At 38.5% G+C, this 15,630-nt stretch carries 17 protein-coding genes and 1 pseudogene; 4 read left to right on the forward strand and 14 right to left on the reverse strand.

What is annotated here, in order from left to right; genetic code table 11:
• Nucleotides 1-170 precede the first annotated feature (170 nt).
• From ACKTT9_RS19300 to ACKTT9_RS19360, 13 genes are all read right to left on the reverse strand, one after another.
• A complete protein-coding gene (locus tag ACKTT9_RS19300; protein ID WP_407872886.1) occupies nt 171-599 on the reverse strand; it encodes a GNAT family N-acetyltransferase in 429 nt (142 codons plus the stop codon).
• 123 nt (nt 600-722) lie between these two features.
• Entirely contained in the window at nt 723-1,082 is a 360-nt protein-coding gene (locus ACKTT9_RS19305; RefSeq protein ID WP_407872887.1) for a hypothetical protein, read from the reverse strand.
• 227 nt (nt 1,083-1,309) lie between these two features.
• A complete protein-coding gene (locus ACKTT9_RS19310) occupies nt 1,310-1,612 on the reverse strand; it encodes a hypothetical protein (RefSeq protein WP_407872888.1) in 303 nt (100 codons plus the stop codon).
• 228 nt (nt 1,613-1,840) lie between these two features.
• Entirely contained in the window at nt 1,841-2,275 is a 435-nt protein-coding gene (locus ACKTT9_RS19315) for an SMI1/KNR4 family protein (protein ID WP_407872889.1), read from the reverse strand.
• 591 nt (nt 2,276-2,866) lie between these two features.
• Nucleotides 2,867-3,244 carry a hypothetical protein gene (locus tag ACKTT9_RS19320; protein WP_407872890.1) on the reverse strand — a complete coding sequence of 126 codons (378 nt, stop codon included), beginning with the start codon at nt 3,242-3,244 and terminating at the stop codon, nt 2,867-2,869.
• Nucleotides 3,245-3,625: 381 nt separating this feature from the next.
• Nucleotides 3,626-4,105 (reverse strand): hypothetical protein, encoded by a 480-nt coding sequence (locus ACKTT9_RS19325; RefSeq protein WP_407872891.1) that lies wholly within the window; start codon nt 4,103-4,105, stop codon nt 3,626-3,628.
• A 169-nt stretch (nt 4,106-4,274) separates the two neighbouring features.
• On the reverse strand, nt 4,275-4,850 hold the full coding sequence (locus ACKTT9_RS19330; protein WP_407872892.1) for a hypothetical protein: 576 nt from the start codon (nt 4,848-4,850) through the stop codon (nt 4,275-4,277).
• 178 nt (nt 4,851-5,028) lie between these two features.
• Entirely contained in the window at nt 5,029-5,547 is a 519-nt protein-coding gene (locus ACKTT9_RS19335; RefSeq protein WP_407872893.1) for a hypothetical protein, read from the reverse strand.
• A 130-nt stretch (nt 5,548-5,677) separates the two neighbouring features.
• On the reverse strand, nt 5,678-6,475 hold the full coding sequence (locus tag ACKTT9_RS19340) for a lipid II flippase Amj family protein (RefSeq protein ID WP_407872894.1): 798 nt from the start codon (nt 6,473-6,475) through the stop codon (nt 5,678-5,680).
• Between the two features lie 286 nt (nt 6,476-6,761).
• The gene (locus ACKTT9_RS19345; protein WP_407872895.1) at nt 6,762-7,247 is read right to left on the reverse strand and encodes an NUDIX domain-containing protein; all 486 of its coding nucleotides are present in this window, start codon (nt 7,245-7,247) and stop codon (nt 6,762-6,764) included.
• A gap of 60 nt (nt 7,248-7,307) precedes the next feature.
• The gene (locus ACKTT9_RS19350) at nt 7,308-7,760 is read right to left on the reverse strand and encodes an NUDIX domain-containing protein (protein WP_407873073.1); all 453 of its coding nucleotides are present in this window, start codon (nt 7,758-7,760) and stop codon (nt 7,308-7,310) included.
• Between the two features lie 249 nt (nt 7,761-8,009).
• Nucleotides 8,010-8,492, reverse strand: coding sequence for an NUDIX domain-containing protein (locus ACKTT9_RS19355; RefSeq protein WP_407872896.1), 483 nt, complete (start codon nt 8,490-8,492; stop codon nt 8,010-8,012).
• A gap of 329 nt (nt 8,493-8,821) precedes the next feature.
• Entirely contained in the window at nt 8,822-9,697 is an 876-nt protein-coding gene (locus ACKTT9_RS19360; RefSeq protein WP_407872897.1) for a LysR family transcriptional regulator, read from the reverse strand.
• Nucleotides 9,698-9,804: 107 nt separating this feature from the next.
• On the opposite strand from ACKTT9_RS19360, the gene ACKTT9_RS19365 reads away from it, so the two are divergent.
• Nucleotides 9,805-10,548, forward strand: coding sequence for an MBL fold metallo-hydrolase (locus ACKTT9_RS19365; RefSeq protein ID WP_407872898.1), 744 nt, complete (start codon nt 9,805-9,807; stop codon nt 10,546-10,548).
• 283 nt (nt 10,549-10,831) lie between these two features.
• Here the strand turns inward: ACKTT9_RS19365 and ACKTT9_RS19370 are convergent, their stop codons facing one another.
• Entirely contained in the window at nt 10,832-11,413 is a 582-nt protein-coding gene (locus ACKTT9_RS19370; RefSeq protein WP_407872899.1) for a TetR/AcrR family transcriptional regulator, read from the reverse strand.
• Between the two features lie 303 nt (nt 11,414-11,716).
• On the opposite strand from ACKTT9_RS19370, the gene ACKTT9_RS19375 reads away from it, so the two are divergent.
• From ACKTT9_RS19375 to ACKTT9_RS19385, 3 genes and pseudogenes are all read left to right on the forward strand, one after another.
• Nucleotides 11,717-12,886, forward strand: a complete 1,170-nt coding sequence (locus ACKTT9_RS19375) for an MFS transporter (protein WP_407873074.1) — start codon at nt 11,717-11,719, stop codon at nt 12,884-12,886.
• 374 nt (nt 12,887-13,260) lie between these two features.
• Nucleotides 13,261-15,066, forward strand: coding sequence for an ABC transporter substrate-binding protein (locus tag ACKTT9_RS19380; protein ID WP_407872900.1), 1,806 nt, complete (start codon nt 13,261-13,263; stop codon nt 15,064-15,066).
• Between the two features lie 62 nt (nt 15,067-15,128).
• A pseudogene (locus tag ACKTT9_RS19385) lies at nt 15,129-15,409 on the forward strand (branched chain amino acid aminotransferase); the annotation flags it as partial.
• Between the last annotated feature and the right edge of the window lie 221 nt (nt 15,410-15,630).

Below are 15,630 nucleotides of genomic sequence, written 5' to 3' on the forward strand. Positions count from 1 at the left end.
AATTCTCCATAATACCTACCCCCACTTTAATAATAGTTTTGTTATTTATGATGCTATACTGTGGAGCTATACAATTCAACTAAACTCCCGTTACTTTAATGAAACAGGGAGCAGCTGCTGTGGCATTCTGCTCCCTGTTTATTGTGCTATTGTTTTCGTTAAGAGTTTAATCAGAAGTACTTTTTAAACCCTTTACTAACTGATCCGTCATATCCTTCTCGTTCAAAGAACTTATGAGCTCTTTCACGGGTTGAATTGCTTAGAAGCATAATCCGATGACAATTTATTGACCTACAATACTCCTCAACATGTTCTAAGAGTTGCTGTCCAATGTTCGTACATCGGTGATTTTCATGTACAATAATGTTTTCGACAACTCCATACGGTCTTGTCCCATGCATTGCTTGGATACATATATTTAGCGTTACTGTCCCTAATATTTCACCATTGTTATCGAAAACAAAAAGAAAGTTATTAGAGTCATTTCTAATTATATCAATTTGTTCTTCGATTACATTCATTTTCTTACTATTTGGTACTAACATACGATAGAGCTCGTATAGTTTGTCTTTATCAGATCGTTCAGCTTGACGGATCAAACAGAATCATCCCCCTGAATAGTTTAATATCACAATTTATTCTATATTTTAATTGAGCATTCCTGCCCAATATCTTAAGGGCAAAAAGGTGCAGCTACCGTGGCATCTTCTCCTTGGTTTGTTTCAACTATCGTGTCCCGTTAACAAATTTATGTTCCATTCTAATACAAGTGTTTCTACACAATTAAATATATCTGGGATATCTTTACAGAATAACTTAAAAACATCTTTTTCATTATCCATTTTTATTATCTTAATCACTGCTTCAAATCCCTGCTGCTTTGGAATATACTCGATTAAACTAAAAGGCTTTATCCTCTTACTATTATTATGGTATGTCCAAGTTGTTATAAAGTCGGGGAGATTTCTTTCATCGTATCTAGTTAAATTCTTATCTAACTTTATAAAAAGTTTAACTGTTGAAGAAACTTTAACTTCAAATTCTGGAGGATAATATATTTCATTAACATCCTGAAACTGCATTAACTATCTATCCTCTCTTTAATAACTATAAAGTAGAGTTACATTGCTCCATACAGGCATTTAATCACTTTAACTGTTTAGACTTAGCTTCAAGTATTTTCCTCAGTTATTTATTCTTCGATTTAACCAAGTTATCCTCCTGTAAACATGGAAAAGGCAGGCGTTCATGGTCGTCTGCCTCATTTGTCTTTATTGAACTATAGTTTATCGTTAGCGTAACGTAGTTATTATAAACAATGTCTTACTTTATTCATTATTGTTTCAAGTGCAATTAAAATTTCTGCTTGCTGTTTCTCGGAATATCGACTCAAGGTTGCATTCATAACTGGATCTATATGAATAAAGTATTCTACTGCCTCTTTCGATATCTTATCATCATTTTCCCACTCGATGGCTAACTGGGTTAATACTGCACAAATCTCATCAACTTTACTTTTATCTAAACCGTTACCCATCCTTAATTTAATTAGCAATCCGTCATCTCGATGTAAAAGTAGATCTCCGAGATATTTTACTAAGTCATTTTCCATAGTATCCTCCCTAAAACAAAACTTAGTTCCTATTCGTAAATGATCCAGATGTTCAATACAAGCTCGAACAATTATTCGAGAAATACGATTAATTTCCTCCTTATTTCCAAGAGGATTTCCACGCTAATCTGCCCGTTACTTCAACGGACAACGGCAGCCGTGCGGGCCGGCTGCCGTCATGTCGTGATTGAACTATAGTTCACCGTTAGTTCAGTGGTTAGAATTTGTTTATACACTTATTGTCCCATTTAGCCACCCTTTAATAAAACTAGATAGGGAAGTACTTATCCATGTTCGGCTATCATCTTCATGATTCCAAACATAAATATCATTTTTTTCAACCTTGCCGTTTAGGATTGGAAAGGCAATTTGATCCCCATTTCCAGCATCGGAGAAAAATAAAAGATGATCGAATGGCATATAGAGATCTTTAAAGCTATCATTACTTCTAAATTCAAGATTATCTGTAACTATTCTTTCAAGTGCCCAAACAATATCACAACCATATTCATCTAATACTCCATTACTCTCCATTAATAATTCTTTCAAAGATTCTGGTAGTTCGACATGAAGTGAATCTTCCACTTCTAACAGTTGTGCTTCTGTAACGGGTGCGTGAAACTTATAATCACTATTTAGACCCTTTATTAAATCTAACCACATATCTTTTCAACCACCTTATATAAGATACATTCACAATTAAAAACTCCAGAGAGTTGCTAGGTTTACTTGTTTCATCACTCATTCCCATCTTTATATGGAATATTTTAACACAGGTGAGTTACTCATGAAACCCGCCATCACCACGCTAATCTGCCCGTTACTTGAATGGGCAAAAAAAGATGAGCTGCCGTGAAGCAAGCCCCTCAACTATAGTTCCCAAATAGCTTAATTATGCTCAGTTCATCGGAAGCTTAGGTATAGTGCGCCGTCTAGGCACAAGGGTATACGATTAAAGCCAAAAGCAGTACGTATACTGATGTTCATTGAATTTTAGTATGCGGCTTACGAGGATTAACATTGTTTGTATAGATAAATGGATTCATTCGGCACTGGGTGGGGGGTTCTATTCATTCAGCCACCGCCGCTCATACTCTTCGAGCGATTATTTGTGTTTTAACGATACAGCGGCGTATAAAAAGAAAACCACCCTACGATAGTTAGTAGTAAGGTGGCAGAATGAAAAACAATTGATAATGATCTCTTTAACGCCATTTCAAATTTTTTAAGGCATTTAAATTTTAAAGAAAAAGATTAAACTTTATTAAATTCTATTCTTTCACAAATTACTGTAATGTCAATTGGCCCGCCTTCAATCTTCAGTAAATGATAAACTTCACTTTTAGGTATGATAGGCTTGTCACTTTCACCATATTCATAAATATATTTTTTAAACTTTAAAACAATATCATCATTTTCCAACTCATGAATATTAACATCTAAAACAAAACATGGAAAACTATCTTCGTTGGGCTCAAATGCAGTGTGACAATTAAATAAGAAGATATTTTTGCAAATAACTTTTCCTAAATCATTACCATTTTCACTGTCATAAAACTCAAATTGAATGTCTTGTCGGTTATCAATAAATTTTATCTTTTCAAGCATTACATTTGAAAATATTTGCTCCATAGCCATCATCCTTATTATTTATTCGGTTTAGGAGATAGATACGTATCCTCACCAATTGGTTCTACAAACTGCCCTGTGCTATGTCCTCCATTCGGTACGGGAGTTCCATCATAATAGTACCTATTGGTAATTTTCCTAGAACCATCTGATAGAATTGGTCTTTGACGATTCATGATTTTATTTGAGGTTATGACTGCTACATTTTCCGGATCATCAAATGGCTATGGCTGTAAGATCCCTCTTTAACTCGCGACTTTCATTAATTTATCGGTCAATCCGTTTAATGATCGGATGTGGTAGGTTGTGCAAGTTGTCTGCATTAATCTCTTCATCGATAATTCCTGGTGGATCAATAAGTCTAATAATTGCATTAAAATTGGTTTATAGTTTTGTATAACTTTCTTCATTAAAAGATATTCCTCCTCTTGCAGTTAATCCAAGTGATTGCTCACCAGTTAGAATAGGATTTCTCCTAATAAATAGTGTATATCCAACTGATTTAAAAGTGATATCTCCTTGATTAGACGAAATATGCCAAGACCATTCAATATTTCTATTAATGTAATCTTTATTTCGAGGTTCTTTAGGTTCACTCCTAAACACTTTATCTATCTCAAAACCATCATATATAGATAAATTAATATCTAGTTCATAAACATTCTCAAATACCAGTGTGGAAGGTGCCACCCAAAACTTGAAGTAAATGTTGTCCTTCTCTGGCTTAACCCATTCTAAAATATAATCTATATCAAATATTAGTTTATAATTTTCATTGTCAAAAACAATTCCATACACCTTACAATCATGCCAACTCATGTTATCAAAATCTTCATCATTCCATAGATACTTATTAGTTTGCATGTTTTATCTTCCTTAATTTAGATTTCAGGTTTTCTTACATAACGTTATTAATAAACTTTGCACATTTTCTATACCTGAGGTAATCGTGCATTTACTCAACTATCCTACACCCCGTTACTTGAATGAAAAGCTGACGTTCGTGCCAGCAGCCTCCCACTTTGTTGTATATTTAACAAACGTTCCCGTTTAAAGAATCATTGGTAAATTGTTGGATCCTATCAAAGCATTTTGCTTTTAGAATATGACAATTAACAGTTGTAATTTTACTTAGTAGTTCCTTTGTTTTTATTTTTAGTTCTGTCTCAAAATCATTCCATAGTAACATCTCATTGATAATTCCCTCTTTCTTGGCATTACCGAATAATTCGATATTGGTTTGAAGAGGGCTGTCGATGTTCACTGAGATATCATTGTTCAGCTTACTAACGAGTAGTTCATTTTCTTTTCTAATGAACTCAAGCCATGTCCAAGGATTTTCAATGTACTTCAGTGCAACATAGTTGTTCATTTGAAGCTCTGAATAGGCGTCGATAAGAAACTCAAAATGTGTGAGTATTAATTCAGAATAGATACGTTTCGTCTCCAGCCTCATTTCAGTAGACGGGTATGGCAAGTACTCAATTCCATTAATGATCAAAGTAAAACAACCATAAATTTGATTGTACTCATTTATAAAAGTATGAATATCCATTCCTTGAATTTCAGCAATATCATCTTCGAAGATTTCATATTTAATCTCAAACACTCAGAATTCCTCCGAACATTAATGATTACCACCAGAGCTGGCTTAAGGATACTTATATGTTAACACATATTGGAAGTATACTGCCCGTTAGCGTGGAAAAGGCAGCCTATCAATCATGGACGGCTGCCGCGGTGTCTTTATTCAGCTATCGTCTCCCGTTAGTTGAACAATAAAAAACTTAGTTACCTCTTACTGGGACTACTTCAAGCATATTAAAGGGTGCATCATGAACTGAAAAAAATAATCGTAAATCACCATAAATCAATAATTCCCTATTACTTCCATCACCTTTTAATAACATTTTTTGAATCGTATTATCGTAAATCTTTCCTGCTATTATCTTAATTTTCAGTCCCTTATATGTTTGAAAATCAAAGCCTACTGTCATATATGGTACATCTTGCCCTTGAAAACCTGTATATGCTTGACTTCGATACCAGCTATATCCCTTTGGACTCTCTGCAATACTTGCCACCCCAAGTGCATTATGACCTTCATAAAAAATAATTGTTTCATCATTAACATTCTCAGAGGACAAAATCGAAGAACTATTAACCCCTTCTTTGATTAGTCCATTTTCAATTGCTTTATCTTTTGTATTAAACCACTGAAGTTCGGTAGTTGTGGATTCATTATTTTTACAACCAGCCAATAAAATTAGTATAGTACCAATTAAAGTTAATGTTATCCTCGTCAAAGCCAACCTCCCAAATGCTATTAAATATTTCTTTAGTATTTTTTACGCTAAAATTTACAAATAGCTCCATTGTTTTTTATTACATTATCGTATCCGTTTGTTAAATATCCTATACTATTAATTCTTGAAGTCACAAGTAAGGAACGATCCATTTAATCCAATAAGCTGCGGGAATGAATATTATTTGTGCTAATACCGTGCCACAAAATCTAGAGAACATTAGAGATCCAAAAACTTTATTAATAGATGATAACTTTGCCTCTTTTCTCAAAGCTTTATCTGTCAATAACGCCACTTGTGGATCAATTAGCAATGTTAAAAGTATAGTTGCCACTCCGTTTATTAATCCTGAAGATTGCGATGCCCCGATACTGTATTGTCCCGGTAAGAATGTTGCGTATAGAGCTGCCAAAACCCCTACTGTATAAATTGCTGTTACTAAACAATTCATAAGCATTAAGCGTCTCGGGAAACCACCTACTCTAAGACGTTGAATCATTTCCCATTTTGGGATTCGAATATGATAGAAGGCATTTCTTATGACATCGACTCGGAATGCATCTTTAACCATCTTAGGGATAGATCCGGCCTTTTCCAAATGTGATATCAAGCGCCCGGATAATGCTACAAATGTAGGAAACAATGCTATTGCTATTAGTGTACCAAGGGAAGCCGCAGCTAGAATAATTCGAAAGTTTCTAGCAAGGTCAAATTCCAAATGGCTTTTAGCAAAATCAATAACTTTCCCGGTCATAGTTCCCTGAGCAATATTTGACGTTCTTGAAACAAGAACAATCATACCAGTTAAAGAAAGTGCTATTGCTAACTTTCCTGATCGAATTCCCGCCATTCTCACCGCGTATGAGAGTGTTTCAGCAGAATGGATAATCAGCGTAAGCAACGATATTAAAACGATACGTTCAATCATGGAAATTGCCACCCCCGTCTGTTGCTTTTTTTATAAAGATCTCTCTCAACTTAACTCCTTACATATAATAACCTAGTTATTTTTTCCAAAAAAGAGAAATTCCCTTAGTATTTATTTCTTATTTTGATCTTAGTGTCAACTACGTTATCCCAAACTTCGTATTATGAAGTCTCCACCTCCTTTAATTAGATCTTAAAGTTCAATAAAATGAGCAGGCTGCCGTGGCATCTGCTCATTAATAATCTTATTTAAACTAACGTTATTCGTTAGTTGAATACAATGTGATTTAAAATATAAATCTTGAATATGGTTTTATACTACGGGTTATGTAATAATCAATTAAAAAATCTCGAAGAGTCTGAGGAAACTTAAGATCATTCCTTGCTTCGTCTTGCTGTAAAGACTCAATTACTTTTGATAAATCAATCCATTCATATCCAATCTGTGCAACATCATTCTGCAAATGTTTGATCTTGTCCTCTGTTCCAAAAGAACAGAGAAAGATGAATTCAATTGCATGTACTTGTTTAACTAAGAATGAATACTCGTTGTTAGTAGAAATATATTCTCTTACACACACCATTTCTCTTATATCCGCTTTAATATTTAATTCTTCAGTGCATTCGCGTAAAATTGTATCTTCAATTGTCTCGCCAGATTCTTGCCCACCGCCGGGTAATGTATAATAAACACCTACATTATCAAGCTTTTTCTTAATAAACAGTAGCTTATTATCGTATTCTATAATTGCTTTAGCTGTATTCCTTACCAAAAGCTTCCCTCCTATTGACTTATGCCACTCAACTAGCACCCACTTAGTTCAATGACAGTACTACTCTAATATTATTTTTCCATCGAACTTCTTATAATCTTTAAATACTCTTTCGTGATGCTTGGCAAAAAGCTCAGTTGAAGCTTCCGGTAGATTATCTAATGGGTAAAACTTAGCATCTACGCTTTCATTTGTCTCTTTTTCAAGCGTCCCTGTCCATTCATCCACTCGAAACAGATACTCTATAATGTGATGCTCATTACCCCAACGGTCTATGAATGTTTGTGTTGTTGGAGAAGAATAAATAGCAATTAATGTTGCTTTAAGAACCTCAAGACTTGTTTCTTCTTTTACTTCACGCTTCATTGCATCAAACACTGATTCATCTAGTTCCATAGCTCCTGCAGGCATACCCCACGTTTTATCCCCACTACGCTTTATAAACAATGCACGACCTTTTTCATCAAGTAAGATTGCACGTACTGAGTTTACGATAATCTTTTGTGTGCCAATAACTTTTCAAAGTTTGCCTATATAAGAGTCGTGCCAACCACTCATTTTTCTCACCCTTTGAATTATTCTGGATGTGAATATAATAATGTTTTAGTTCTATCAATAAAACAACTAATTATTGATGGATTCGTTCTAATACAGATATTGAAGACCAAACATTTTTGTTGAATTTGTATCAACCATCCTGCCTGTTAGCGGGGTGAAGGGCTGCTACTCGGCAGCCCTTCACTGTTTTACTATAGTTCTTCGTTAACGTAACAGTTTTTGTTGTATCTCTTGTTCTTCAACATAATTGCGATATTTATTACCGCTGTAATAATCAACAATGTCTTGGTTAATTTCAGGGTAGAGTTGAATCGAATTCAACTCCGAAATCGGAATCCATTTAACATCTGTTTGTTTAGGATCTGGCTTTTGTGGAAGCTTGGGATATGACTCTGAATTCAATTCACATTCAAATGTAATCCCCACAGAGTGGGTATCGCCATAAATATAATTGTTTTTAGTTGGTTGATATTCATAAACAAAGGCAACTGGACCGACTTCTACGTCGACACATGCCTCTTCTTTTGCTTCCCTTTTCACAGCTTCAACAAAGGTTTCACCTGGCTCAACACCACCTGCAGGAAGATTGTAATGGACACCGTCACCATTATCATTCTCGTACTCGATAAGTAAAATGGCATCATCCTTAATAATTAATGCACACGCACGAAGTCGTATTTTTTCCATCCATGTTCACATCCGTAATCGTATTTTGTCATATTGGGATATTATACCATATTAGATTTTTGTATAGGAGATTAATTGCATTAAACTGCCCGTTAGCTTAATCCCCACTGCTGTTAATCATATGCTCTAACCAGTAAAAAAACGTTCACCACCCAGTGATGAGTGAAGTGAACGTTTTTATTTCACATCTTTGTTTGTCATTTCAAAACTTTATTGTCTAGAAATCAAAATGACAAATAAAGTTTTGAAATTGGTTACGAGGTAAATTGTCTGAATTACAAATTAGTTTTGAAATTCATATGACAGTTCACACATACTTTTTCAATTGTTTAAGTGAAAGTGAGCTGCACATAATCCAAAAATCGTTTCACCGCTGGAGACAGATAGTGGTCGCGTTTTTTTAGAAGGCCTACTTCGCAGTAACTACCCTCATCTTTGATGGGTAGCCACGCCAAGCCCTCAAGCATCAAACCGTTTGTCTTGGGGAGCATCGATATACCGAGCCCGGCCGCGACAAAGCCTGCTACTGTCATCAAGTCTTCCGCTTCATAAGCGGTGGTAGGTGTGATTCCGATCCGATTGAAACAAGTATCAAGTGTTGCCTTCAGTCCACAATTATGTTTGACTTCTACGTACGGTTCACCAGTCAACTCCATTAAGCATATCTCCTCTCGCTGAGCGAAGCGATGAGTAGTGGGAACAACCACATATAAGGGAACGGTTTTCATCGCTATCCAATCGTATGTGTCCGACTCCAGCTTGATTGATGAAATCATTATGTCGCATTTACCGTTTTCCATCTGATTGGTGATGAACGAGTGGTTGCCTTGTACCAACTCGAATCGGATCTTTGGATATTGCTGATGGAAACCACGAATTAGTTTTGGTACCAACTCCGCACCAAGTATATTAAGATAGGCGATACAGACGCAGCCCGACTCAGGATTAGACCATTCTTCGAGTGCTTGTTTGCCCTTGTCAAGCTCGTGTAGTGCCCGCTTTACGGATTCGGCAAACATTTCCCCATATCGACTTACTATAATGTTCCGTCCGCTTCGTTCGAATAGCGGCACCCCCAATTCATCTTCTAGTTTGGAGATTGAATGGCTCAATGCCGGTTGCGTAATCGCTAATGCTTCCGCTGCTTTCGTTACATGCTGAAGTCGAGCGACAGTAAGAAAATAGTCCAGTTGAGTTAGCTCCATCTTATCTAAACTCCATTCATTATAATTTTTCATTATTATTATCAATATAATAAATTAGACGTTATAAATCATCAACGGTAAACTAATAAAAAAAGGAGATGATGAAGGTGAACGTAACTGCTGGAGTTGAAACGATAGAAATCGCAACTAATTTTAGAGGTAGGCCGGAAGTGTATCATCTTACACTCATTTGGGACAACGATGGAGCCGTCTTGGTGGACACCGGAATTCCCAACCAATTGTCAGTTATCAAAGAGGCTATGATGAAGGTGGGCATTCCATTTGATAATCTCAGTAAAATTATTATTACTCATCAAGATTTAGACCACATAGGAGGATTACCGGAAATTCTGAACTTTTTCCCTCAAAAAATCGATGTGCTGGCTACCTCGGAAGAGAAACCTTACATTCAGGGTGATCAAAGATTGCTTAAAGTAACTCCGGAATTCGTCAATCAAATTAGTTCCCTGATCCCTGCAGAAATATCGGAGGAAAGACGCAAGGCGATCCTTAATGTGTTTAATAATCCTCCAAAAGCGAAAGTTGACCAAATCATAGCTGACGGAGATGAAATCCCCATGTTTGGTGGAATCATAGTCATCCACACCCCGGGTCATACACCTGGACATATCAGCCTTTATCACAAACAATCCAAGACCCTCATTGCTGGAGATGCTTTGATTATTGAAGAGGGTCGTTTAGTTGAAACTGACAATTGCGTGGATGCGAATTTGGCTAAGAAGTCACTGAAAAAGTTCTTACCTTACGATATACAAACATTGATTTGTTATCATGGTGGCATATTTAAGGATAACGTTAATCAAAGCATATTTGACTTAGCAAACAGTTAATAGTTGTTAGCACCCTTGCACAAGCAAGGGTTTTTCTATGCTATGAAATAATGATGAAATTGATGGTTTCTTTCTTCCAAATGACATGAATATGGTAACTTATTCTGGCCCTGTATTTAAGCTTTTTCGCGAGAATTGTTGAACTATCCTTTAGTTGAATGGAAGAAAAATGATCCACGAATCTCGTGGATCATTTTTCTTTTTACCAAGGTTCCTTAAACCTTAGTATTTCGCGAATAGATGCTGAAGCTCTTCCCTTCCATTTGCAGCATATTGTTTGAAATCACCTTAATAAGGTAAGTATTTCCTTTACAGCATTATCAACAAATATTCGTTCTGGACGAGATTTCATAATCACTGTAAGTCCTATTAATGATACGACTAGTGTTTGTGCTAAACGCTTAGCGTTTATACCACTATCAAGCTCCCCTGAGCGCAAACCTCGCTCAATTGTTTCTTGAAATATTACTGAGAGATACATCTGATGTTCCCTTGTTAGAATTTCATATTTCTCATCATGTGGCGAAAGTTCCACCATCGAATTGATGCAGAAACATCCCCAGTTTGGACTTTTTTCATATTCCTTTGCCACTATATTTTCAAAAAAAGCACGGAATGCCTCTTTAACAGAGGAATTATTTTGAAGATTTGAGCGAACATAGGCAGCATGGGTACCCGTATATTTGCGTAAAGCAGCTTCAAATAGTCCTTTTTTGTCTCCAAAGGTAGAGTATATGCTTGGTCGCTGAATGCCCATTCTTAATGTCAAGTCGCTTAAAGAGGTAGCTTCAAACCCTTTTTCCCAAAATAGTTGCATAGCTGCTTCCAATGCCTTTTCCTCATCGAATTCGCGTTGTCTAGCCATAACATCCCCCTATTTACGTATCGATCGGTATAATATGATTTTATGAATAAAAAACGATCCTGTCAATAATATTAGGTCTAAATATGGCTATTCTATACAGGAATATGTTGACAGAAATCTTTTTTAGAGTTATATTTTCCAGGTATTATTTCATACCGATCAGTATATTATAAAAAGCCTTATAAACGTAAATCTAAGGAGGCGTTATGTTTGGAAAAGATTGTTGAAGAACCGGATATCATTACCATGGATTACAAAGGCAAACATGCTGAACCAGCTCAAGAAACGCTAATAGCAGAATCAATGCCCATATCTTTAATGTCTCATAAAATGGCACTCTTATTTGCAATCTCCTGCGGACTGACAGTAGCCAACATATATTACGCGCAACCGTTGCTGGACACTATTTCAAACGAGTTTGCTATTACTCATTCATCCGTCGGCATTGTTGTTACAATCACTCAAGTTTGTTACGCAGTTGGACTACTATTGCTAGTGCCCCTCGGCGATTTATTAAATCGTCGTTGGCTAATAGCTGGACAGATGCTAGTGTCAGTGCTGGCTTTAATTGTAGTTGGCACCGCTCCCATCAGTATGGTGTTATTCATAGGCATAGCTGCTATTGGATTGCTTGCCGTAGTGACACAGACGCTCGTTGCATTCGCGGCAACTTTAGCTGCCCCAGCCGAACGCGGGCGTACTGTGGGTGTTGTGACAAGTGGCATCGTAATTGGTATTCTACTGGCGCGAACTTTCGCAGGAACATTAACGGATTTAGCCGGCTGGCGTTCTGTCTACCTTGTCTCTGCACTATTAACGCTAATTATGGCAGGTGTACTGTTTCGGGTGCTGCCGCATGATGAGCGCAAAAGAGAATCATTATCCTACATGCAATTACTTCGTTCGCTGCTCATGTTGTTCGCACAACAACGAATCCTGAGAATCCGTGCTGTACTATGTCTTCTGATTTTTACCGTTTTCAGTATATTATGGACTTCCCTGGTGCTGCCTCTCAGCACTCCTCCTTTCTCTCTTTCGCATACTGCTATTGGAGCGTTTGGTCTCGCTGGAGTTGCTGGGGCATTAGCAGCAGCACGAGCAGGTCACCTTGCCGATCGAGGTTTAGGGCAAAAGACAACAGGTGTGGCATTGATTCTGTTGCTTATTTCATGGTTGCCAATAAGTTATACTCAACATTCGCTGCTCGCATTAATTATTGGTATTGTTCTTCTTGACCTGTCTGTACAGGCCGTACATGTCACCAATCAGAGCATGATTCTTCCTTTAGTTCCCGAGGCACGCAGCAGACTTACTGCTGGTTACATGATTTTCTATTCCATTGGCAGCGCCATCGGGTCAATCGCATCTACCAGTATCTATGCTTACGCAGGCTGGAACGGAGTGTGCTTGTTAGGCGCAATTGTCAGTGCTTCGGCTCTCCTTTTTTGGGCATTAACCCGCCGCCTTAAATGACTAAGATCGAAATTAACCTCGGACGGCAAACTTCGTTTTGGCATGCTAAAGAGCATCTATCGCCCCTTAAAAGGAGATAGATGCTTTTTAGCTTGTAATTAAAGTGTTCTGTATGTTAAAAATAGCATTCAGATCAATCGAATCTGCTATCTTTTGTTTCCCGCATCGCCTACTTCAGTGAATCATAAAAAGAGTTGCTTCAATGCAGCGTAATCCACACCTAAACTAGCGTTTCAACACTAATTCTCTCTTTTTCATTGAAACCATTCACATCATTTTAGAAGATAGAAATTGTTCCGTAGTCTCAAATATCCTAAAATGTTATACTTCAATAATCTATTAGTGTATTTTTAGCAACAAAAGGGGTGATCAGCATGCTGATAGCTGAACGCTATCTGACTTTATACGACCGTTTTGGCGGTGCAAACTCAAATGGCGAAGCAGTAGAGGCAACTCTGGAAGAGTTGGCAAATGCGCTATTCTGCACGTCAAGGAACGTGAAACTTGTGCTTAAGAAATTAGAGGAAGAGTGTCTCATAAATTGGCTGCCCGGTCGCGGTCGTGGTAATCGATCACGCATAATTTTCAAGGTGCATAAAGAAAACTTCTTGCTCGACCTGGCCACGTCCAAAGCAGATCAAGGCGATTATCGCACATCGTTCGAAGTGCTAAGCATGTACGGTGAAGGAACAGAAGCCAAGATCAAGTTCATTGAATGGCTACAGGGGAAATTCGGTTATCAGAAGGAAACGGTGAGAGGTCTTACCGAATGCGATACGCTTCGTTTTCCCGTCTACCGTAACGTCCAAACACTCGATCCTGCTAAAGTGAATTATGCCTTCGACTCACACATTATCCGGCAAATCTTCGATCGTCTTGTCACGTATGACGAGACGGTAGATCGGATAGTTCCCGGAATAGCTCATACGTGGAACACAGATTCGAAAGCAATGGAATGGACTTTTTACTTACGCAAAGGTGTCTTGTTCCATTCGGGTCGTGAACTGACCTCTCAGGATGTAGTCTTTACCTTCGAACGGCTTCGCTCTCAAAACATGCCTAACCGCTGGATGATGAGAAACCTTTCGGTTGTGGAAGCTCTAGGACCTCGTACTGTACGTTTTGTACTCTCGCAATCAAATCGGATTTTTGACCGTTTTTTATGCTCAGCCGCTTCTTCCATCTTGCCTCTGGATTTGAACGAACACTTTGAAGAAGACTATTGGCGACTGCCGACGGGCACAGGACCTTTCCAACTGGTCTCCTTTTCTCCACATCGCATCGAGCTGGCTGCCAATACCTCCTTCTATGCGGGAAGACCCTACTTGGATAACGTCGATATCATCATCATGCCGGAAGATTGCCAGCAGGAGTCTACAATTGGCTTGCCCTCCGTGATACAAACTCATGATGGGGATAAGTCGGTGCAGGAAGAGAATCCAGAAGAAAATTGGCAATCTCTCTTCCGGTTGTGCGACGGCTGCACAATGATGACATGGAACGGCAATAAAGAGGGGTGGACACAAAACGGGAACTTCCGCAAAGCCATAAGTCTTATGCTCGATCCTGTGGCTATGCAAACCGAACTAGGCGGAGAACGCGTTCTGCCTGCTTATTTTTTGCGCCCTGAAGACAGTTTGCAATATGAGCGCAAAACTGCAACCGATTCGGAAATCTATCATGCACTGACCCAATCGAGCTACGACGGGACCGAGCTTCGACTTGTCGTACACGATAAGTACGAACGAGACGGACGATGGATCGTAACGCGCATGACTAACTTTGGCATTGCTGTCGAGCTGTTTTTGGCGAATTGGAAGCAAGTTTTAGATCCTAAAATCATATCTAGCGCTGATTTCACTATTTCGGGGGTCATCCTAGCCGAGGATGATGTCTGCGAGATCGACATGTATGAGCATGAGGAAGGCATCTCCAGTACTTATCTAACTCCTTCACTCAAGTGCTGGATTCTTTCCAAGATTGACTTGGCTCTTGCCTCTGAAAGCCTTCAAGCCCGTAGAAGCCACATGCGCGATATCGAGGCACGTCTCAGGGAAGAGTGTCATATCATTTTCCTGCATCATCGACAGCTGAATACTTATATGCATCCTTCAGTTAGAGGCGCTTCATTCAACTCTAATGGCTGGATTGACTTTAAACAAATTTGGCTGGAAAAATGATCAAAATATGCCGTTTCAAGTATAGTGTTAAACTCCCTACCGTTATTTCATTAATGCAAAAAAACCTTTACATCCGACCGTTCATCATTGCTACCGAATCGGAGCTGGGCGTAGCTCCTTCGACGCATTACCAGTCCATCATCATCATGTCCCCGGTTGGCGCTTACTACGCGGAAGGCCTCAAGCCGGTTAACATCTATGTAGAGTCAGACTATGTTCGTGCTGTGAAAGGCGGCGTGGGAAGCGCCAAGACCAGTGTTAACTATGCAACGGGACTTCGTGCGCAGAAAGAAGCAAGTGTGCAAGGCTCTCCCAAGTGCTGTGGCTGGACCCCACTCATCGTCTCCAGCTTCTACCAACCGTTTGAGCTCGCTCAGACGTACGTGTAACTTGCGTCGGATGACTCCTCGTTCGTCACCGGCCAGGTGCTGCAGGATTAAGGCGGCATTATGACGGAACGTGAGTCTTATGCTGCACGTCCTCGGTGGTAGCCTGATGAAGAAATGCGTATTGTGTTAGAACAGCGACAGCGTTGGTGAGCTTGATAACGCTGTTTTTTGTTCG

Origin of the sequence: Paenibacillus sp. P36, assembly GCF_045866505.1 — a bacterium.
In the GTDB taxonomy this organism is placed as follows: Bacteria; Bacillota; Bacilli; order Paenibacillales; family NBRC-103111; genus Paenibacillus_E; species Paenibacillus_E chondroitinus.